20 protein-coding genes and 1 other RNA gene are annotated in these 20521 nt (G+C 50.4%); 10 read left to right on the top strand and 11 right to left on the bottom strand.

The features are described 5' to 3' along the window. The first annotated feature begins 122 nt into the window (after positions 1 to 122). Positions 123 to 968 (top strand): S-formylglutathione hydrolase, encoded by an 846-nt coding sequence (gene fghA / locus J0X00_RS15755; RefSeq protein WP_282477179.1) that lies wholly within the window; start codon positions 123 to 125, stop codon positions 966 to 968. 137 nt (positions 969 to 1105) lie between these two features. Here fghA and J0X00_RS15750 read toward each other — a convergent pair whose 3' ends face one another. Genes J0X00_RS15750 through J0X00_RS15735 form a run of 4 tightly spaced genes read right to left on the bottom strand, consistent with a single transcriptional unit; the run spans position 1106 to position 3181 of the window. Then, complete coding sequence (locus J0X00_RS15750) at positions 1106 to 1552, bottom strand: prepilin-type N-terminal cleavage/methylation domain-containing protein (protein ID WP_218562208.1); 447 nt, start codon at positions 1550 to 1552, stop codon at positions 1106 to 1108. A 48-nt stretch (positions 1553 to 1600) separates the two neighbouring features. Beyond that, positions 1601 to 2056: a hypothetical protein gene (locus tag J0X00_RS15745; RefSeq protein ID WP_218562209.1), complete on the bottom strand. Its 456-nt coding sequence runs from the start codon at positions 2054 to 2056 to the stop codon at positions 1601 to 1603. After that, entirely contained in the window at positions 2053 to 2700 is a 648-nt protein-coding gene (locus tag J0X00_RS15740; protein ID WP_136483538.1) for a prepilin-type N-terminal cleavage/methylation domain-containing protein, read from the bottom strand. The genes J0X00_RS15745 and J0X00_RS15740 overlap by 4 nt, the downstream gene beginning before the upstream one ends. Then, entirely contained in the window at positions 2678 to 3181 is a 504-nt protein-coding gene (locus J0X00_RS15735) for a GspH/FimT family pseudopilin (protein WP_282477178.1), read from the bottom strand. Before J0X00_RS15735 ends, J0X00_RS15740 begins: the two co-directional genes overlap by 23 nt. A 97-nt stretch (positions 3182 to 3278) precedes the next feature. Here J0X00_RS15735 and J0X00_RS15730 point away from each other — a divergent pair, with 97 nt between their 5' ends. Further along, positions 3279 to 3716, top strand: a complete 438-nt coding sequence (locus J0X00_RS15730) for a type IV pilin protein (protein ID WP_282477177.1) — start codon at positions 3279 to 3281, stop codon at positions 3714 to 3716. Between the two features lie 149 nt (positions 3717 to 3865). Here J0X00_RS15730 and dnaJ read toward each other — a convergent pair whose 3' ends face one another. From dnaJ to grpE, 4 genes are all read right to left on the bottom strand, one after another. Then, a complete protein-coding gene (gene dnaJ / locus J0X00_RS15725; protein WP_136483535.1) occupies positions 3866 to 5017 on the bottom strand; it encodes a molecular chaperone DnaJ in 1152 nt (383 codons plus the stop codon). 225 nt (positions 5018 to 5242) lie between these two features. Then, a complete protein-coding gene (dnaK, locus tag J0X00_RS15720) occupies positions 5243 to 7156 on the bottom strand; it encodes a molecular chaperone DnaK (protein WP_136483534.1) in 1914 nt (637 codons plus the stop codon). 282 nt (positions 7157 to 7438) lie between these two features. Next, positions 7439 to 8710: a dicarboxylate/amino acid:cation symporter gene (locus J0X00_RS15715; RefSeq protein WP_282477176.1), complete on the bottom strand. Its 1272-nt coding sequence runs from the start codon at positions 8708 to 8710 to the stop codon at positions 7439 to 7441. Between the two features lie 343 nt (positions 8711 to 9053). After that, positions 9054 to 9665, bottom strand: a complete 612-nt coding sequence (grpE, locus tag J0X00_RS15710) for a nucleotide exchange factor GrpE (protein WP_218562214.1) — start codon at positions 9663 to 9665, stop codon at positions 9054 to 9056. 227 nt (positions 9666 to 9892) lie between these two features. On the opposite strand from grpE, the gene nadK reads away from it, so the two are divergent. From nadK to bamE, 3 genes are all read left to right on the top strand, one after another. Next, positions 9893 to 10777, top strand: a complete 885-nt coding sequence (nadK, locus tag J0X00_RS15705) for an NAD(+) kinase (protein ID WP_136483531.1) — start codon at positions 9893 to 9895, stop codon at positions 10775 to 10777. A 134-nt stretch (positions 10778 to 10911) separates the two neighbouring features. Beyond that, positions 10912 to 12576, top strand: coding sequence for a DNA repair protein RecN (gene recN, locus J0X00_RS15700; protein WP_282477175.1), 1665 nt, complete (start codon positions 10912 to 10914; stop codon positions 12574 to 12576). 153 nt (positions 12577 to 12729) lie between these two features. Beyond that, on the top strand, positions 12730 to 13089 hold the full coding sequence (gene bamE / locus J0X00_RS15695; RefSeq protein WP_282477174.1) for an outer membrane protein assembly factor BamE: 360 nt from the start codon (positions 12730 to 12732) through the stop codon (positions 13087 to 13089). Positions 13090 to 13256: 167 nt separating this feature from the next. Here bamE and J0X00_RS15690 read toward each other — a convergent pair whose 3' ends face one another. After that, on the bottom strand, positions 13257 to 13616 hold the full coding sequence (locus J0X00_RS15690) for an RnfH family protein (RefSeq protein WP_136483528.1): 360 nt from the start codon (positions 13614 to 13616) through the stop codon (positions 13257 to 13259). 59 nt (positions 13617 to 13675) lie between these two features. Continuing rightward, positions 13676 to 14107 carry an SRPBCC family protein gene (locus J0X00_RS15685; protein WP_136483527.1) on the bottom strand — a complete coding sequence of 144 codons (432 nt, stop codon included), beginning with the start codon at positions 14105 to 14107 and terminating at the stop codon, positions 13676 to 13678. A 238-nt stretch (positions 14108 to 14345) separates the two neighbouring features. Here J0X00_RS15685 and smpB point away from each other — a divergent pair, with 238 nt between their 5' ends. From smpB to J0X00_RS21180, 3 genes are all read left to right on the top strand, one after another. Further along, entirely contained in the window at positions 14346 to 14834 is a 489-nt protein-coding gene (gene smpB / locus J0X00_RS15680; protein WP_218562216.1) for an SsrA-binding protein SmpB, read from the top strand. A gap of 68 nt (positions 14835 to 14902) precedes the next feature. Further along, positions 14903 to 15270: a transfer-messenger RNA gene (gene ssrA, locus J0X00_RS15675) on the top strand. 96 nt (positions 15271 to 15366) lie between these two features. Then, positions 15367 to 15594: a DUF6538 domain-containing protein gene (locus J0X00_RS21180; RefSeq protein ID WP_348984820.1), complete on the top strand. Its 228-nt coding sequence runs from the start codon at positions 15367 to 15369 to the stop codon at positions 15592 to 15594. A 512-nt stretch (positions 15595 to 16106) separates the two neighbouring features. Here J0X00_RS21180 and J0X00_RS15670 read toward each other — a convergent pair. After that, complete coding sequence (locus tag J0X00_RS15670) at positions 16107 to 16991, bottom strand: LysR substrate-binding domain-containing protein (protein ID WP_282478307.1); 885 nt, start codon at positions 16989 to 16991, stop codon at positions 16107 to 16109. Positions 16992 to 17153: 162 nt separating this feature from the next. Here J0X00_RS15670 and J0X00_RS15665 point away from each other — a divergent pair, with 162 nt between their 5' ends. Continuing rightward, a complete protein-coding gene (locus J0X00_RS15665) occupies positions 17154 to 18416 on the top strand; it encodes a D-amino acid dehydrogenase (protein ID WP_282478306.1) in 1263 nt (420 codons plus the stop codon). A gap of 503 nt (positions 18417 to 18919) precedes the next feature. Then, complete coding sequence (locus J0X00_RS15660; protein ID WP_136483511.1) at positions 18920 to 20470, top strand: alanine/glycine:cation symporter family protein; 1551 nt, start codon at positions 18920 to 18922, stop codon at positions 20468 to 20470. Positions 20471 to 20521 lie beyond the last annotated feature (51 nt).

Here is a 20521-nt window from a genome sequence, read left to right as displayed (position 1 = left end):
AATCACTTACGTCGATTGCAAATAATCCCGACTTAGGATTATCCCGCACATTAATCAGGTTGCAGCACTGCCAACGGCGCTGCAACCTTGTGCTATCGGAATACTCTGTCCAAGGAGCAAGAATGAGTCTCACCAATCTCAGTCAGGCTAAGGTGTTTGAAGGCTGGCACAAACAATATCAACACCGCTCAGACGTGCTGAGCTGCGACATGCGTTTCGCGATTTACCTGCCACCGGAAGCGTCTTCGACCAATCCGGTTCCGGTTCTTTACTGGCTGTCAGGCCTGACCTGCACTGACGAAAACTTCATGCAAAAAGCCGCGGCGTTCCAGAAAGCCGCTGAGCTGGGTATCGCGATCGTTGCCCCGGACACCAGTCCGCGCGGCGAAGGCGTACCGGATGATGCTGAAGGCGCCTATGACTTTGGCCTCGGCGCGGGTTTTTACCTCAACGCGACGCAAGAGCCATGGAAGCAGCACTACCAGATGTACAGCTACATTGTCGATGAGCTGCCACAACTGATTGAAGCCCACTTCCCGGTCAACAAACAGAAAGCAATTTCCGGCCACAGTATGGGCGGTCACGGTGCCCTGACCATCGGGATGAAAAACCAGGATCAGTACACCTCTATTTCAGCCTTCAGCCCGATTTGCCATCCGATGACAGTGCCATGGGGCCAGAAAGCGTTCCGTCACTACCTGGGGGAAGATAAATCGACCTGGGAACAGTACGACGCGGTCGAGCTGATGAAAGCGCTGCCGGTCAAAACGCCGATTCTGATCGACCAGGGTGAAGCCGACAACTTCCTCAACGACCAGCTGAAACCGGAAACAATGCAAGCCGTAGCAGAGGCCAAGCAGCTAGACGTGCAGATTCGTCTGCATCCGGGTTACGACCACAGCTACTTCTTTATCCAGAGCTTTATTTCAGAACATCTGGCGTTCCACGCCCAGTTCCTGAAAGCGTAAGGTGAGTCAGCATTTCACCATCGCCCTGCGTTACCCCGGATACCCCCTAAGCCCGCAGCTGCGGGCTTTTTGTGACTCACAACAACATGATCCCCGCGGCAATCCATCGGTTTCGCCACAAGCGGTTTCGCCACTTATCATTCATCATCAGCCTGATATTGCGCATAGCGTGACAGCAGGGTACTTAGCTCTATGCTGCGTTCGACACCGAGTCGATCGCGCCAGATCACTTCGATCCGAATCGATTTCAGTACCGGGCTGAGTAGAGTCACACTCCAGACCAAGCGATAATCCGAACCCGCAACCTCTTCGCCGCTGACCACATCGCGCGCAAAATCCGCGACCGTCAGCTCAGACAACGAAGATTGCGCGCCCCGGGTATAAAACCAGGTCAGCTTTTGCTCTGCCAGAGCAAGCGCCTGCCCGCTGCGCTGTGCATAATCGCTGCGCTGCTCAATAAACAGTTGCCAGCTCATCAGCCCCAGCAATCCAACACTGACCAGGATAAAGGCGATCATGACTTCTATCAGGCTGAATCCGTTCGCCCCGGCAGCTATACGCCGCCTAACGCGGCTCGCTGCCATTCTCTCTTTCTCCGTCTGATAGCTGCTCTTACCATCGAAATATCCATCTCAGCGTGCGCTCCAAGATCCCGGCTGCCAGACGATGCTCTGCTGTTGCTCCGGCTCGCTTTCTGCCTCTTCACTGCTAGCAGTATCGGCCTCGACGACATAGGCCAGAGTCCGTTGTATACGCCGATAGCCGTAACTGGCCCCGACCGTCACCAATCCCGGCTGACCGGATTCGCTCGGTTGTACCATCTGGTAATCAAACCGCACTAAACCATGCTGATTACACAGCGCAATACTGGCCTTGTCCGGCAGTCGCCCCGATTGATGAGTGATACTGAACAGGCACTCCAGGCCGCCTTCCGCTATCCAGAACTGCTGGCGTGAAATCAGCTCATTGTGGGCCCGTTTGATTTGATAAAACAGAGCCTGATGCAGCCCTAGCGTCATCACTAACGCCAGCATCAACAGCAGTGACACCACCAGCAGGGTGACCATGCCCTTGGCGTTCGTGCTCATTTTCCGTTACGGGTTAAAAGCTGAAAGGAAAGGCTGTGACTGAACTGTGGCTGCCTGGTCAGCCGCGCGCTGAGCCTGACCTCGGTGAGCAGAGCGGTAGCCTGCCCGCCAGCCACACGCCAAGTCGTGACCCGAAACTCTGAAACCCGGATCTGGCGCGGTTCAAACAGCGAATAACAATTCCCGCCCCAGCCGGAGTCCGACGCCTGAAGAAAAGTGAGCGGTGCAGGCTGGGCTTTCTCGCAAAGACGCAGTACTCCCTCTTCACGGTCAAAGCGATACACTACGTTGCGATAAGCCTGCTCACCATTTTCGGCAACTCGGTACACATAACCCAGTGATGCCGCATCCGGCCCCGACTGGATGACATGACCGCCATCCAGCAGAGTCACGGATCCGCCGCGGTCAAATCCGGCCTGATAGAGATCCTCTTTCAGCACCTGCATAACACTGCTCATAGTCTGCACCAGCAGCAGTTGCTGGCTGCGCTCTGCGACATAAGCCTGGCCTTTAATCATGACCTGGCTGGTCACGGACAATGCCATCAGCCCGAGTAAAGAGGCCACCATCATTTCGATCAGCGTTACACCACGTTGACGTTGCAGGCCGCGATGAAACGGATTAATCACATTTTGGATAGCCATAGCTCTCTCCATCCGGCGCACAGACCATCACCCGGCTGGCACCAAATGACGTGGTAAGACGCAGCTCCGGAGCCCCTGCACCGTCGGGATGAAAATAGAAACTGCCGTTACTGACTTTGCCGCGCACACCATCAAACTGAATCCGGTCGCGCGCGAAGGTGGCTCTCAGCTTGAGCGCGTGGAACTCGCGGCCATCGAGTGCCATTAATCGTTCTCCGCTACCGGGTTCGCTGCTGTCACTCAAAATCAGACGCCAGTGACTGTCGTTGTCAGCCTCCCAGACAATATGCCCCCATAAATCGCGGTTACGCAGTACAGCCTGGGATTTGGCGTGCTGGATGAAGCCCTGTAACTGCCCCGCCAGAGAACGCATTGTTTCCCGGCCGGTCACCTGGCTGAAATCGGGTATCGCTGCCGTCAGTAAAATGCTCAGCATCACTACCGTTATCAGCAGCTCTAGCAAACTAAATCCGCGAACCATTTCCAAGAACCTCATGCAATCAGAGAGAGAACCCATAACCCGTCTTGCTATCAGGCTAACAAGTTTCACAATGGTCTGAATACAGACAGGAAAAGCGATGGAAATGATTCGAATAAATAACTGCAACAGAGGACAAAGCAACATTCAGGGTATGACGCTGATCGAATTGATCCTGGCGATGGCACTGCTGCTGATACTCTCAGCCCTGACCTATCCGCTCTATGCTGACCATATGCAGCGCGCGTACCGCGGCCTCGCTCTGAGTGACATGACCCGGATTCAGTTGCAGCTTGAGACCAGTTACCGCAACGGCTATCACCGCCAGGAGATATTTAACGCCGGCCACTGCCTGCTGTGCGAATCAGACCCAAACCGGTATCAGATAGGACTGGAGCTGTCTGAAGGTGGTTATATGATTTATGCCACACCGCAAACACAAACTGAGCAGAACAGCGACAGGTGCGACGGACAGCTCTATACCCGGCTGACACTCAGCAGCCAGGGCGAACGTGAGCCCGTTGCCTGCTGGCGCTGATCACCAGGCACAAAAAAGGCCTGCAATGCAGGCCTTGTTAATTCTCGCTTTAAGCTAATCACTATCATTTTACTTAATCACGATCGTTTTACTTAATCACTATCGGTTTAACAGGTTACCGGATTAACTTAACGAATAATGTGTTCAGCTTAGCTGGTCAGATCGTCGAAGAATTTCTTCACACCGTTGAAGAAACCTTCCGATTTTGGCTTATGCTTATTAGCCGCTTCGCCACCGCAAGACTCTTCCAGCTCACGCAGCAGCTCTTTCTGACGCGCGCTCAGTTTCACCGGAGTTTCGACAACCAGCTTGACGATCAGGTCACCAACCGCACCACCGCGCACACTCTTCACGCCTTTACCGCGCATGCGGAACATACGACCGGTCTGAGTCTCTTCCGGCACTTTGAGGTTCACACGGCCATCCAGTGTTGGCACTTCGACTTCACCGCCCAAGGCTGCCATCGCAAAGCTGACCGGTACTTCACAGTACAGGTTATTGCCTTCACGTTCGAAAATATTGTGCTCTTTAACGTGCACCTGTACGTACAGATCGCCCGCCGGAGCGCCCATTTCCCCGGCTTCACCTTCACCGGCCAGACGGATACGGTCACCAGTATCCACACCTGCCGGGATCTTCACATTCAGCGTCTTGGTCTGCTGCTTACGGCCCTGGCCATGGCAAGAATCACAAGGATCTTTGATGATTTTGCCTTTACCGTGACAGGTCGGACAGGTTTGCTGCACAGCAAAGAAGCCCTGACGCATCTGTACCTGGCCGTGGCCATGACAGGTGCCACAGGTCTGAGCCGAGGTGCCTTTCTTCGCACCAGAACCGTCACAGCTGTCACAGTGCACCAGAGTCGGAACCTGGATCTCTTTCGAAACGCCACGCACGGCCTCTTCCAAAGTCAGTTCCATGTTGTAACGCAGGTCAGCGCCACGCTGCGGACGCGGAGAACCGCCGCCGCGACGGCCACCGCCGAAAATATCACCGAAGACGTCACCGAAAATGTCGCCAAAGTCAGCAGAACCACCGCCGCCGAAACCGCCGCCGCCAAAGCCGCCACCGCCCTGTTCAAAGGCAGCATGACCATACTGGTCGTACGCCGCTTTCTTCTGTGGATCAGTCAGAATCTCATACGCTTCTTTTACTTCTTTAAACTTATCCGCAGAGCTGGCCTCACCCTGGTTACGGTCCGGGTGGTATTTCATCGCCAGGCGTTTGTACGCCTTCTTAATATCGCGCTCAGAGGCATCACGGCTAACGCCTAATACTTCGTAAAAATCACGTTTTGACATGTTCTAGGTCACCAATCTGTTACTGCAAACGACGTGGTTACGCCGCTTGGTGTTTGTATCGACATAGTTAAAGAATCTAGCCCCTAGGATCCTTAACTAAGTCGACAAATTTACGGGCGTAAGAGTTTCCCCCAACGCCCGCATCGAACTTCGTGTTTCCCGTGAGGGAAGAGTCGAAGATGAAGGGCCTGAATTGTACAAATTCAAGCCCCTTCAGACAAAGAATTATTTCTTGTCGTCTTTTACTTCTTCAAACTCGGCGTCAACCACGTCGTCATCTTGCGATGCTGACTGCTGACCAGCATCAGCGCCTTGCTGTGCCTGAGCTTTCTGCTGAGCAATTTCCATCAGTTTCTGAGAAGCCGTCATCAGCGCTTGAACTTTCGCGTCGATTTCTGCTTTATCTTCACCGCGCTTCGCTGTTTCCAGCTCGTTCAGTGCAGCTTCGATTTTCTCTTTCTCGTCTGCTGGCAGAGCGTCACCCGCTTCTTCGATTTGCTTACGAGTACCGTGGATCAGTTGGTCAGCCTGGTTGCGTGCAGTGGCCAGCTCTTCGAACTTTTTGTCCGCTTCTTTGTTAGCTTCTGCTTCCTGAACCATTTTCTCGATGTCTTCATCGCTCAGACCACCAGATGCCTGGATAGTGATGTTCTGCTCTTTACCCGTTTGCTTATCTTTCGCTGATACGTGCAGGATACCGTCCGCATCCAGGTCGAAGGTTACTTCGATCTGTGGCATACCACGTGGTGCAGCTTGGATGCCTTCCAGGTTGAACTGACCCAGAGACTTGTTGTAAGTCGCCTGTTTGCGCTCACCTTGCAGTACGTGGATAGTTACGGCGTTCTGGTTATCTTCTGCCGTTGAGAACACCTGGTTCGCTTTAGTAGGAATCGTGGTGTTTTTCTCAATCAGCTTAGTCATTACACCACCCATCGTCTCGATACCCAGAGACAGTGGCGTTACGTCCAGCAGCAGTACGTCTTTCACGTCACCCGCCAGTACGCCACCTTGAACTGCAGCACCAACCGCTACGGCTTCATCAGGGTTCACGTCACGACGTGCTTCTTTACCAAAGAAGTCAGCCACTTTCTTCTGAACCATAGGCATACGAGTCTGACCACCCACCAGGATAACGTCAGTGATGTCTTTCACAGACAGGTCAGCATCCGCCAGTGCCACTTTCAGTGGTTCCAGAGAACGTTGTACCAGGTCTTCAACCAGAGATTCCAGTTTCGCACGCGTCACTTTAACGTTCATGTGCTTAGGACCCGTCGCGTCTGCAGTGATGTACGGCAGGTTCACGTCGGTTTGCTGTGCAGAAGACAGTTCGATCTTCGCTTTCTCTGCCGCTTCTTTCAGACGCTGCATCGCTAGCGGATCGTTTTTCAGGTTGATGCCTTGTTCTTTGTTGAACTCTTCAACCAGGTAGTTGATCATGCGGTTGTCGAAGTCTTCACCACCCAGGTGAGTGTCACCGTTGGTTGCCAGAACTTCGAACGTTTTCTCGCCTTCAACTTCATCGATCTCGATGATTGAAATATCGAATGTACCACCACCCAGGTCGTATACCGCAATAGTGCGGTCGCCGCCTTGTTTGTCCAGACCGTAAGCCAGAGCAGCTGCAGTCGGTTCGTTGATGATACGTTTTACTTCAAGACCTGCGATACGGCCAGCATCTTTGGTTGCCTGACGCTGTGCATCGTTGAAGTAAGCTGGAACTGTGATAACCGCGCCGGTTACTTTCTCGCCCAGGTAATCTTCAGCCGTTTTCTTCATTTTCTTCAGAACTTCAGCTGAAACCTGTGGCGCTGCCATTTTCTGGCCTTTCGCTTCGACCCAAGCGTCACCGTTGTCTGCCTTAACGATTTTGTAAGGCATGATAGAGATGTCACGTTGTACTTCTTCGTCTTCATAACGACGACCAATCAGACGTTTGATTGCGAACAGCGTGTTTTCTGGGTTGGTTACAGCTTGACGTTTCGCTGGTTGACCAACTAGCGTTTCACCATCTGTGTACGCAATAATAGAAGGTGTTGTACGCTCACCCTCAGCATTTTCAATTACGCGAGGTTTGTCGCCGTCAAGCACAGCAACACATGAGTTAGTAGTACCTAAGTCAATACCAATGATCTTACCCATCAGGCTATCTCCGAATAAATTCTATGTTCGTTTTGCTATACCCCTTATGTGGGGGTAGAGAATCGGGTTTCAACCCTGCTCACCAACAAAAACGTTGATGTTTGTTTCTCGTATGCCCCATAGATAAGGGCGGCAAGAGCCTTTTCAAGGGCCAAAATAAAAAAAGTTTTAATTTTTCTCGCTCTGACGTGGCAAATCGCCGTTCCTGGCCAATAAAAAAGCGAAGCCGCTAGGCTTCGCTCTGAAATATAAACAGATTATATCGCTCTGCAGCACGCTGTTTTAGCGTGATTCTGTTGCCAGTTCACCGTCCGCTTGTTGTGCAGCCAGCGCGCCTTCACTTTTGGCCACGATGGTGTTAACCGCCGTATCACCCACCACGTTAGATGAGGTACAGAACATATCGTTGATCCGGTCGACCGCAGCGATAATCGCCAGACCTTCTGGTGGCAGGCCCAGTTGGTGCAGCAATACACCGACCATCACCACACCGCCGCCCGGAACACCGCCGGCACCAATCGACAGCAGCAGAATCGTCAGACCCAGAGTAAAGATATCGGCCAAGTTAATCGGCTGGCCAAACGCGTTGGCAACAAAAATGGTCGCCAGCGCAATATAAATAGACACACCGGACATGTTCATGGTCGCGCCAAGCGGCACACCGAAACCGGCTACCGATTTTGACACTTGCAGCTTTTCAGTCAGGGTACGCATCGTCACCGGGATGGTGGCATTTGAACTGGCGGTCGAAAGCGAGAACAGTACCTGCTCACGGGTCGCGCGCAAAAATTGCTTCGGTGAAACGCTGGTTGTCATGCCGACGACCACCGGATAGAAGACGAAAATCCAGAACACCAGCATCACTACCACCAGGGCCACATAACCGGCGACCGAGAACAAGGTATTCGCATCCAGCGTCGCACCCAGTTGAGTCATCAGGGCAAATACACCGTATGGTGCCAGGCTCATCACCAGACCGACCAGCTTCATCATGATTTCATTGGCCATTTTAAAAGTACGGATCGCAGGGCCACCACGAGAGTCCAGGGCCTGAATGGCCAGACCGGTCAGAATCGCCATAAAAATAATTTGCAGCATGTCACCGTTAGCAAACGCCTGTACCGGGTTACTCGGTACAATGTTTACCACCAGCGAGAAAATGTCCGGCGTTTCTGTTGTGGTCAGCTTAACAGCCTGCGCAACCGTCCCGGCCAGATTCGCATCCGCCCCCGGCTGGAAAATCATGCCAACGGTCAGTGCCGCCGTAATCGCAATAATGGTGTTAACCAGGTAAAGCGCGAAAGTTTTGGTTCCCAGACGTCCAAAAGCCGAGATGTCTTTCAGGTCAACAATACCGCATACGATCGATACGTAAACCAGTGGCACCACCAGCAATTTGATCAGAGAAACAAACATCCCGCCTGCGCCTTCTGCAGCGCCAAGCAGATATACATCAAACAGGGCAACGCCCGAAAAAAGATACTGAATACCGGTGCCGAGCACCAAGCCAGCAAATAAACCTAAAAAGATTTTTGTTGAGAGCGATTTATCCATCGTTCCACTCCAGATTGTTGTGTTGAGTATTTCTAGTTATACAGCCGTTTATGTCACACATTGTGCAAAACGTGCGCGCATCATACACAGCAAACCAACAACCCAAAGCATTTGTTTACAAAAATGTTACATTGAGCAAGTTAGAATAATGAACATTTTTTAGCCATCAATCCCGTATTAAACTCTAATCGGTTGTTTTTAGTGTTATTTCTATTATTAATTAGCAATTAATAATAGAAAGCCATACGCAACAGTGAGTTACTGCACTGTTAGGCATAAAAAAAGAGAGACATTCGTCTCTCTTTTTTTACTTGATTGTCATAGCCGTTATGGCAGATGATGCTTATTTAGCAACCATTACCATCGCCGGACGTACAACACGACCATTCAGCTCATAACCTTTTTGCATTACAAACATCACTGTGTTTGATGCATGGTCAGGGCTTTCCTGAATCGACATCGCCTGGTGCAGCTCCGGATTGAACACTTCACCTTCCGGGTTGATCTCTTTCAGACCAAATTTAGCAATCGTGTCGACGAACGTTTTATGAGTAAGCTCAACGCCTTCCAGAATCGGTTTAATCGCTTCTACTTCACTATCAGCCGACTGAATTGCGCGCTCCAGGTTATCAATCACCGGCAGCAGCTCTTCAGCAAAACGGCTCAGCGCGAATTTACGTGCTTTGTCAATTTCCTGCTCGCTGCGGCGGCGCATGTTTTCCACTTCAGCACGGGCACGCAGCACGGCATCCTGCTGCTCTTTAACACGCTCTTCGCTGGTCAGCAAAGCGGCTTCCAGTTGAGCGATCTTTGCTTCTTTCTCATCAAGTTCGTCTGCAGAGTCAGCGCCTTGATTCCAATCGATATCAGCATCAGTGCCTACGGCTTCCGCTTCAGTTTGTACCGCGTCTTGCTGCAGCTCTTCGTCTTTCATCTTGTTTTCTTCGTTGCTCATGATATCTCCAGAACTCTTATCACTTATGTGCTAAGGAGTTGAAATGCTTATGAGATTATTACTGTTTTCCTCAGTAAGTCGCTGATAATGACGACCTGGTCTAATATTTGACCGGAAAACCGCAATAAGCCCTCGTTTCCTGACACAAAAATTCGCATAAAAGCGTAACTTGCCTTTATTATGGGGATGAAGAATTCTGATTCAAGCCTAATTCGGTTGGAAAACTTATGAAAAACCCATTTGAAGTGATCGCCATCATTGGTAAACCCCGGGATCAACAAGCAATTCAGACACATAAAGATCTCTACCATTGGTTAACTTCTTTAGGTAAGTCCGTGTTTATCGATGATCGGTTGCGTGACATCCTGACCGATATCCCCGGAGACCACTTCGCCAGTCTGATTGAACTGGGCAAGCATGCTGACCTCGGCATCGTTGTCGGTGGTGACGGCAACATGCTCGGAGCCGCACGTGTCCTTTCGCGCTTCGATATTTCGGTTATCGGCGTCAACCGCGGTAACCTTGGCTTTTTAACCGACCTCAATCCGGAAGATTTTCAGGATCGTCTGATTGATGTCCTCGCCGGCAACTATCTGGAAGAAGAACGTTTTCTGCTAGAAGCAGAAATTCACCGCCACGGCCAGGTGAAAAGCCAGAATGCAGCCCTCAACGAAGCGGTGCTGCACCCGGGAAAAATCGCTCATATGATTGAATTTGAAGTCTACATCGACAACAATTTTGCGTTTTCCCAGCGCTCAGACGGCCTGATCATTTCGACTCCGACCGGATCTACCGCCTATTCACTCTCCGGCGGAGGCCCGATTTTGTCGCCGAGCCTGAATGCCATCACTCTGGTCCCTATGTTCCCGCATACCCTCTCATCCCGCCCATTGGTCGTTGACGGCAAGCGCCATATCAAGCTGATTGTCTCGCCAGATAATCGGGGCACGCAGGAAATCAGCTGTGACGGCCAGGTATCCCTACCAGTGTCACCTGGAGATGAAATCCATATTTATCAGAGCCCTAACGTGCTGAAACTGATTCATCCGCAAGACTACAGCTATTACCATGTATTGCGAAATAAGCTCGGCTGGTCGAGTAAATTGTTCTAAAACCAAGATACGAGACCCAGATCACACTTTCTCTCTGGTTAAGCAAAAGATTTCACCTGACCAACTTTACTGTATAAAGAAACAGTATATACTGTTTTCTTATACAGTATTGTTCAATTATACAGGTGCACAAAATGCTGGCTCATCTAAGTGTAAATAATTTTGCGATTGTTAAAGCTCTGCAACTGGAGCTGTCAAAGGGAATGACCACCATCACCGGTGAAACCGGTGCCGGTAAATCGATTGCCATTGATGCGCTTAGCCTCTGTTTAGGCGGCCGCGCGGAAGCCAGCATGGTGCGACAAGGTGAAGAAAAAACCGAAGTCAGCGCCGCTTTTGTCCTCGACAATAATATTCACGCCACCCGATGGCTGGAAGATAACGAACTGCTGGATGGCAAAGACTGCATTCTGCGTCGCACCATCAGCAAAGACGGCCGTTCACGCGCCTTTATTAACGGCAGTCCGGTACCACTTTCTCAGCTAAAATCCCTAGGTCAATTGCTGATCAACATCCATGGTCAGCATGCTCACCAGCAACTGATGAAGCCGGAACAACAGCTGGCGATGCTGGATCAATACGCCGGCCACGGTGAACTGATGAAAAAGACCCGTCTTGCCTACCAAAACTGGCGTCAGGCCAACAATCAGTTAAAACAGCTGCAAGAAAACAGCCAGCAGAATCTGGCTCAGCTGCAACTGCTCGAATACCAAATCAAAGAACTGAATGAACTGGCGATCGGCGAAGACGAATACGCTGAGCTGGAGCAGGAGCACAAACGTCTGTCCAACAGCGGTGAACTGGCGATGAACTGCCAGCAAGCAATTGAACTGCTCTACGAAGGTGAAGATGTCAACGCGCTTGGCATGCTGCAAAGCGTCAGCCATACCCTGATTGAACTGGCTGAAATGGACACAAAACTGGCCGTATTGCCAAATATGATCAGTGAAGCCATGATTCAGCTCGAAGAAGCCAACAATGAACTGCGTTCCTATCTGGATAATATCGATGTCGATCCGGAGCGCATGGCGTATGTCGAAGAGCGCTACTCACGCATTATGTCCTTGTCACGCAAGCACCATGTCCTGCCGGAAGAGCTGTATCAGCATCATCAGGATCTGCTGCAGCAAATCGAACAACTCGACTGCTCGGAAGAAAAAATGTCGGAGCTGAAAGAAGAAGTCGGCAACAAATACCAGTTACTGGTCAACGTGGCAGAGAAACTGCACAAATCACGCAGCCGCTATGCCAAAGAGCTGGATAAGCTCATCAGCCAGAGCATGCATGAACTGAGCATGGAAAAAGCCGAATTCAAAATTGATGTGTGTAATCAGGGCGGCCACCCATCGCCGCTTGGTTTTGACTCAGTGACCTTTCTGGTTTCCACCAACCCGGGCCAACCGTTGCAGCCAATCGCCAAAGTTGCGTCCGGCGGTGAACTGTCGCGGATTTCGCTCGCCATCCAGGTGATTACCGCGCAGAAAGTCGATACTCCGAGCCTGATTTTCGATGAAGTGGATGTGGGTATCTCAGGCCCGACGGCAGCCGTAGTCGGCAAAATGCTGCGTACCCTGGGCGAGTCCACCCAGGTCATGTGTGTCACCCACTTACCTCAGGTTGCCGGCTGCGGTCATAACCAGCTGTTTGTCGCTAAACACACCAAAGGCGGCACTACGGAAACCCAGATGGTTAAGCTTGATAATGAACAACGAGTAGCAGAGCTGGCTCGCCTGCTGGGTGGTAGCCAGATCACAGAATCGACGCTGGCCAATGCCAAAGAGCTGCTCATCGCGGCTTAATCGACAAAATTTGCTAATTTTTGTTCACGCTTTGCAACCTAATTCAAAATTCGCAGTCATAAAAAGCTCAGGGAGAGTGTGAAGTTTTTACTTCTGCCCTGAGCTTGTTTATTATCACCCCAGTTTTGAGTTTGATCAGCAGTAGAATTGAATATGCAGTTAACCAAGTGGCTTGTTGCCCTACCCCTTGCCGTGACCATGTTGTCAGGCTGTTCTGTCGTTGAGCGTCTGGTTTATCGTATCGATATCAACCAAGGTAACTACGTTGAGCAACTGTCGGTTGATCAACTGAAGTTTGGTATGTCTAAAGATCAGGTACGCTACGTATTAGGCTCGCCAATGCTGGTAGAAAACGGCTATCCGGATACCTGGTATTACATCTACCATCACACACCAGGACACGGCGACACCGAGCAGAAAAATCTGGTCGTCAATTTTAATAATGACGGCAACCTGATGGATATCGCCGGTGATTTTAAAACCAGTGATGACTTCTTTGAAAGCCTGAACTAAATCGTGAGTCGGCGCTTTCAAGCTATCTCGGATAGGTAAAAATCACAGATAGTCAAAGCATCACAGAAGATGAAACAACACCAAATAGCGGATAGCAAAAGAGCTCGCCTAAGCGAGCTCTTTTTATTGCGCCGTGTTAACTCGGGTTGTTTAAAATTAACACATCATCAGGCTTCTTCTGCTTTGCGCTGCGCACTCGGCTTGCCACCGGTGGCCGGGGCTGCTTTAGCAGCCGCTTTAGCTTGTTCAGCGCGCTTGCGGCGGATTTCTTTCGGATCAGCCAGCAGCGGACGGTAGATCTCAATCCGGTCACGATCACGCACGGTCGCATTCAGCTTCACATTACGGCTGAACACACCGACTTTGTTTTTGCTCAGATCAATCTCTGGATACATCTTCAGTACGCCCGAAGTCTGAATGATCTCTTCCACCGTCATGTCTTTATTGACGACCAGAGTCAGCACACGCTGCTCATGCGGCAAAGCATACACCACTTCAACATGGATCATGTCTGATTCAATACTCATTGCGCGTTAACTCTCTTCGCTTAAACCGTGTATACACAAGCTTGCTAATCACAAGCCGGTTATACATAAACCTGTTTGGCACGCGCGGTAAACGCATTCACCATATTACTGGTCAGCTCGTTAAACACCTTACCAAACGCCAGCTCAATCATTTTACTTGAGAACTCAAATTCTAGTTTCAGCTCAACTTTACACGCCGATTCATCCAGTGGAGTGAAAAACCAGCCGCCACGGAGAGTACGGAACGGGCCATCCACCAAGTTCATAATGATCGACTGACCATGGCTCAGCTCATTAGAGGTCGTGAAGGTTTTGCTGATGCCGGCCTTGGACACATCCACAGACGCCACCATCTTATCTGAGGTTGTCTCCAGCACGCGGCTGCCCGAACATCCGGGTAAAAATTCCGGATAGCTCGCCACATCATTGACTAAATGAAACATCTGATCCGCACTGAACGAGACCAACGCGGAACGACTGACTTGCTTCATCTTTTCTCCTCACCTTCGCGTGAACTGCACCAAAAATTCGTGCCTACATAACTATTTATACCTATATTCCGCTCAGTTGAGTTCAGTTCGGAATATCGTACCCACTCTGATTGTACTTTTATCCCTTAGCGAGCTCAAGTTACTGCATAATGCCTCTTGAGCTATGATTCGGTTAACCTTATGCTACACAAAGAAAACCATTCCCTAACTTTCCACCAATCCGTATAATGCGCCCACTATGGTAAAGAAAAATTCAAAGACAAAAGCGGGTAGCAACACTATCGCGCTGAACAAAAAAGCCCGCCACGAGTATTTCATTGAAGATGAAATCGAAGCTGGTCTGGAGCTACAGGGCTGGGAAGTCAAATCACTTCGCCAGGGTAAAGCCAACATCGCAGAAAGTTATGTATACATGCGTGACGGAGAAGCGTTTATCTCCGGCATGACCATCACGCCACTGCAGCAAGCCTCCACTCACGTGGTCGCGAACCCGACCCGCGTGCGCAAGCTGCTGTTATCGCGTCGTGAACTGGATAACCTGTTCGGTCGTATAAACCGTGAAGGGATGACGTTAACCGCGCTATCGCTGTACTGGTCACGTTCTTGGGTCAAGCTGAAAATCGGCGTCTCGAAAGGTAAAAAACTGCACGATAAACGTGATGACCTGAAAGACAAAGACTGGCAACGCCAGAAAGCACGCGTCATGAAGAGCAATAACCTGCGTTAATAGTAACCAGTTAATCGTATACCACTGGACACACAATACTTTTCTGGTAGTATGCGAGTTACAACCTTGGGGCTGATTCAGGATTCGACGGGAATTTTGCAGTCTGAGGTGCATGCCGAGGTGCGGTAGGCCTCGTTAACAAACCGCAAAAAAATAGTCGCAAACGACGAAAACTACGCACTAGCAGCTTAATACCCTGCTGAGAGCTCTCTCGCCCTAGCTTCCGCACGTAAGACGGGGACCAACGAGGGATCAAAACCAAACGCGCTAGCCCGGATTTTCCCACCTGAGAGATGAACGGCGAATTATAATTCAGGTTAGTCATTCATTAGCGTGTCGGTTCGCAGGTGGATGGCGAAATTAAAGATCGACTAAGCATGTAGTACCAAAGATGAATGATTTTCGGACGCGGGTTCAACTCCCGCCAGCTCCACCAATCGATTGGAAAGGGCGGTAACTCTCTGAGTTATCGCCCTTTTTGTATTCGCCACTTCAATATTAGGCTGTTTGTACTACATTTTGGTACTAAAACATGCGCTATTTATCTATTTCAAAATCTGGCATTTGGCAGTTTCGCTATCACATCCCCTCTGAGCATCGACACTTACTTGACGGGCTTCGTGAAGTTAAACGATCGCTAAAAACATCAAGCAAAGATAAAGCTACGCTTTTAGCATTAGAACTAGAGATACAGGTTCGTCGCACCAGCATATCCCCCGACTGCAACCACAGCACTAAAGCAAGTCAGATCCATTCATAACGAAAAAAAGCACCCACCAGCAAAACAGAAAAAGCTTAAGGTGTTATGCCCAGAAAAAAAAGAGTCTGTAGAAGAGATCATAGCTCGTTTAAGGGCCAATCGAGATGGAATCTAACAATGAGTGCATGGCCAATTCGATGGGATCTGCTGTTTCGATACTGAATGATTGAGATTATTGCGTCATGGCAAGATCGCTTGATTGTATTGCTTCCGACACCGTTACCGCCGAGGGTTTTAAATCCCGCCTGCCGTTTATTGTTTTCGGTTACCGTTCACCACTCGAGTGCTGCTGTGTCGGCCAAGCGCGTAAATACGATGTACACAGACTCCGTCCAACTGGAAATATGGCGACATCAGCCTGGCGGGCCGCTGCCAGCGAAAGGCTAAGATAACTCCCAACAGCCGATTAAGTTCGAATCACCGCGTGCACGTCTCCCGGTGGCCGTGTCACCACTCCACTACCAGCACCGAGGGTTGAACACCCAATGACGCCACGACAGCCGCACGGCACCTTACGCGCCGATTTGCTGTTTCAGCCAGTCTCTGAATACCCGGGTGGTCTCATTGGCGGTATGAGTAATGAGAAAATAACCAGCGTTGGCCGCGATGGGCTCAAACGGCGTCACCAGTTTGCCGCTCTCCAGCTCGGTGGTAATCAGCGCCATCCGGGCCATCGCGATCCCCACTCCCGCTTCCGCCGCCGACATCGCCATATCAGTACGGTTAAAAAAGTGGCCGCGCTGGGTCGCCAGTTCCAGTCCCATTTCCGAGGCCCAGTACAGCCATTCAAAATCGCGCGGCGCTTTAGCCCACGGCATGGCATCGTGCAGCAGCACCACCTCTTTCCAGCCGGATGTATGACCAAGATCAGGGTGTCCGGCAAGATAAGCCGGGCTCATCACCGGCAGCAGCGATTCAGCCATCAGTAGTTCGGCGTTGGCTTTCGGATAAGGTAACGGACCGTAATCGATCGCCAGGTCAAAGTCACGCCGGTCACTGTCAACCAAGGCGCCTTCAGCAAACATCTGAATCTGAATATCCGGATTGTGACGATAAAAATCATCCAGCCTCGGCACCAGCCATTTAAACGCCAGAGACGGGGTCAGTTTGAGCCGGATCTCCTTACGGTTATCGCCCTGACTCAGGCTTTGCACTGCTGAATCGATTTCCTGAAAACTGCGCTGTACCACGGTCAATAATGTCTGGCCGGCTTCGGTCAGACGGACACCGCGCGAATGCCGTTCAAACAGACTAAAACCTAACTGCTCTTCCAGCTGCAACAATTGCTGACTAATCGCACCGGTTGTCAGATGCAGATCTTTCGCTGCACTGCTGAAACTCGGGTACTGAGCGACCTGCATAAAGGTATATAACGCGGAAACACTTTGGCTTTTCAGCCTGTCACTGTGTTTTTTTGAGTGATGACTCGATGTATTCAATATTGCCTGCTTATAGAATTTCTAAACACTGGTGATAATTTTTATCGATTGTTAACAAAAGGTAAAGCAAAGAAACTACGCCCAATACAAAAAAACAGCCAGTCACATAGGAAGTCAATGATGGAAGTTATCGTTTTAGGCAGCGGCGTCGTGGGTTTAACCTCAGCATGGTATCTGTCACAGGCAGGACACAGTGTCACGGTGATCGATCGCCAGGCACGCAGCGCAGAAGAAACCAGTTTTGCCAACGCCGGTCAGATCTCTTACGGCTACTCTTCACCATGGGCAGCGCCTGGTATTCCGCAAAAAGCGGTAAAATGGCTGTTTGAAAAGCATGCTCCACTCAAAATCAAACCATCGCTGGATCCAAAACTGCTCGGCTGGATGACGCAAATGCTGTCCAACTGCCAGTTGTCGCGTTACCAGGTTAACAAAGCCCGTATGCTGGCGATTGCCAACCACAGCCGTGAATGCCTGAATCAGCTTAACAAAGAGCATAACGTGCAGTACGAAGGTCGTCAGCAAGGTACACTGCAGGTGTTCCGTGATGAAAAACAGCTGGTTGCGATTGAAAAAGACATGCGCCTGCTGGAAGAGAGCGGCGTGCGCTTTGAACTGATGAATGTTGACAGCTGCATTGCCCAGGAACCGGGCCTGGCCCCGGTCAAAGACAAGCTGGTCGGCGGCCTGTACCTGCCGGATGATGCCACCGGTGACTGTTACCTGTTCTGTCAGCAAATGACTGAGCTGGCCAAAGCTCACGGTGTGCGTTTTGAATTCAACACGCAAATTAAAGCACTGGCTAAAGAAGGCAATAAGATCGTCGGTGTCCAAACCGATAAAGGCCTACTTAAAGCCGATGCTTATGTGGTCGCTATGGGTAGTTACTCGACGTCATTGCTAAAGCCAATAGGCATTGATATTCCAGTCTATCCGGTCAAAGGCTACTCGCTGACTGTGCCGATCACCAATCGTGACCTGGCACCGAAATCGACCATCATGGATGAGACCTATAAAGTCGCGCTGACCCGTTTTGATAACCGGATTCGGGTCGCCGGTACCGCAGAATTGGCTGGTTTTGATCCGTCTATTCCGACCGCACGCAAAGAGACCATCGAAATGGTGGTACGCGATCTGTTCCCGCAGGGAGGCGACTTCAATCAGGCGGAATTCTGGACCGGCTTCCGTCCGATGACGCCGGATGGTACACCGATTATTGGTAAAACTCAGTTCGATAACCTGTTTACCAATACCGGCCATGGCACGCTTGGCTGGACCATGGCATGTGGTTCTGCCCATCTGCTGGCCGACATTGTCACTCGTGGTGAAGCTGCGATTGATACTAAGGGCCTCAATGTGTTCCGTTACCAGAGCGCCTCTTAAGTCGCTTTGTCCGTTTGACCTGGTTGCCGGTGCAGCCAGGTGAACTGTTGAAGTGTTTGATCGGTTTAGCAGCACAACCGGTTAACTTTGCCCCATATTTACCGCACTAAGTCTGTTAAAAATGTTGCCTGAGTGGCTGGCCTCCCTCGCTTTCTGCTCAGGCACATCAGCCCGAACCGCGTAATCTGCCCGGATAGGGCGCCATTTTAGCGTCGCAGAACGATCCTCTACTGTTCTCTCACCGACAAGTATAGTCATATCTACCAGTTACTTATTCATCAATAGTGATATCATTTGCTTTATTAAGCAATTACGCACCAATCGACCATTTATTAACCAAAAACTAATAAAGCATACCATTAATTTAACATTTACCTAGCATTTCGTGCTCTAGCTCACGCTCCTGCGCTTTCCCAGACAAATCAGTTAACATTTAAATTACAAAAAGATTATTATGTTGAACGGAAAAACTAACACAACTTTCTAATAACAGGGAAATATTCATGCAGTCATTTGTTGATTTTCTGAACGGAATCATCTGGAGCCCGGCACTGATTTATCTGTGTCTTGGCGCAGGTTTGTTCTATTCAATCCTGACCCGTTTCGTTCAGGTGCGTCACTTCTTTGAAATGTGGCGTTTGCTATTGTCAGGCAAAAGCTCCTCTAAAGGGATTTCTTCATTCCAGGCACTGGCCGTATCACTGTCCGGTCGTGTCGGTACAGGTAACATCGCCGGTGTAGCAGCGGCTATCGGTTTCGGTGGTCCGGGTGCGGTATTCTGGATGTGGGTAGTGGCCTTCTTCGGCGCAGCAACTGCCTACGCAGAATCCACTCTGGCGCAGATTTATAAAGAAGAAGACAACGGTGAATTCCGTGGTGGTCCGGCTTACTACATTGAGAAAGCCATGGGCCAGAAATGGTACGCCTGGATCTTCGCTATCTCGACCATCTTCGCGTGTGGCGTGCTGCTGCCGGGTGTTCAGTCCAACAGTATTGGTAATGCGGTTGAAGCTGCATTTGGCTCAGGTGACATGATTAACACAGCGATCGGCACATTCAGTTTTGCAAAAATTCTGACCGGTACTGTGATTGCCATCATGCTTGGCTTCATCATCTTCGGTGGCGTAAAACGTATTGCCAGTTTCACCCAGATCGTGGTGCCATTTATGGCTCTGGCGTACATCATTACCGCTTTCGTGATCATTCTGCTGAACATCGGTGAAGTACCACGTATCTTTGCCATGATCATCGGCGATGCCTTTACACCTATGGCAGGTGTAGGCGCGGCGATTGGCTGGGGTGTGAAACGTGGTGTTTACTCGAACGAAGCCGGTCAGGGTACAGGTCCTCATGCCGCGGCGGCGGCAAGCGTAGAGCACCCGGCTCAGCAAGGTCTGGTGCAATCATTCTCTATCTACATTGATACCCTGCTGGTTTGTTCAGCAACAGCGTTCATGATTCTGATCACGGGTGCGTACAACGTACACGGCGGCGCAGAAGGTGTGTTCCTGGTTCAGAACCTGGCCGCAGATATCAGTGCTAACGGTCCGGTCTTTACTCAGACCGCTATCGAAACCGCCCTACCGGGCGTGGGTAAACCATTTGTTGCCTTTGCACTGTTCTTCTTCGCCTTTACCACCATTCTGGCTTACTACTACATTGCAGAAACCAACATCGCCTACATCCGTCGTACCTTTAAAGTTGACGGCCTGATGTTCATCCTGAAAATCACCATCATGGCGGCGGTATTCTACGGCACGGTGAAAACGGCTAACCTGGCCTGGGCAATGGGTGACATTGGTGTTGGCCTGATGGCGTGGCTGAACATCATCGGTATTCTGATCATCTTCTTCCTCGCCAAACCAACCATGGCGGCGCTGAAAGATTACGAAGATCAGCAAAAACAGGGTGTGGATGAGTACATCTTCAACCCGGTAAAACTGGGCATCAAGAATGCGACTTACTGGGAAGAGAAATATCAGCGTAAAACGGGTAAATCCCCGCATACAGCAGTTGAAGCCAGCTCGGAAACAGCACAAGAAACTTCAATCTGATAACAGCTGATTAAAATAATAAAAGCAGTGGATTACACAAAACCAAGGGCC

Source organism: Vibrio sp. ABG19, assembly GCF_029962385.1.
In the GTDB taxonomy this organism is placed as follows: domain Bacteria; phylum Pseudomonadota; class Gammaproteobacteria; order Enterobacterales; family Vibrionaceae; genus Vibrio; species Vibrio ostreae.
Note: the sequence above shows the minus strand (reverse complement) of the source record. Positions and strands in the feature narration are given on the sequence as shown.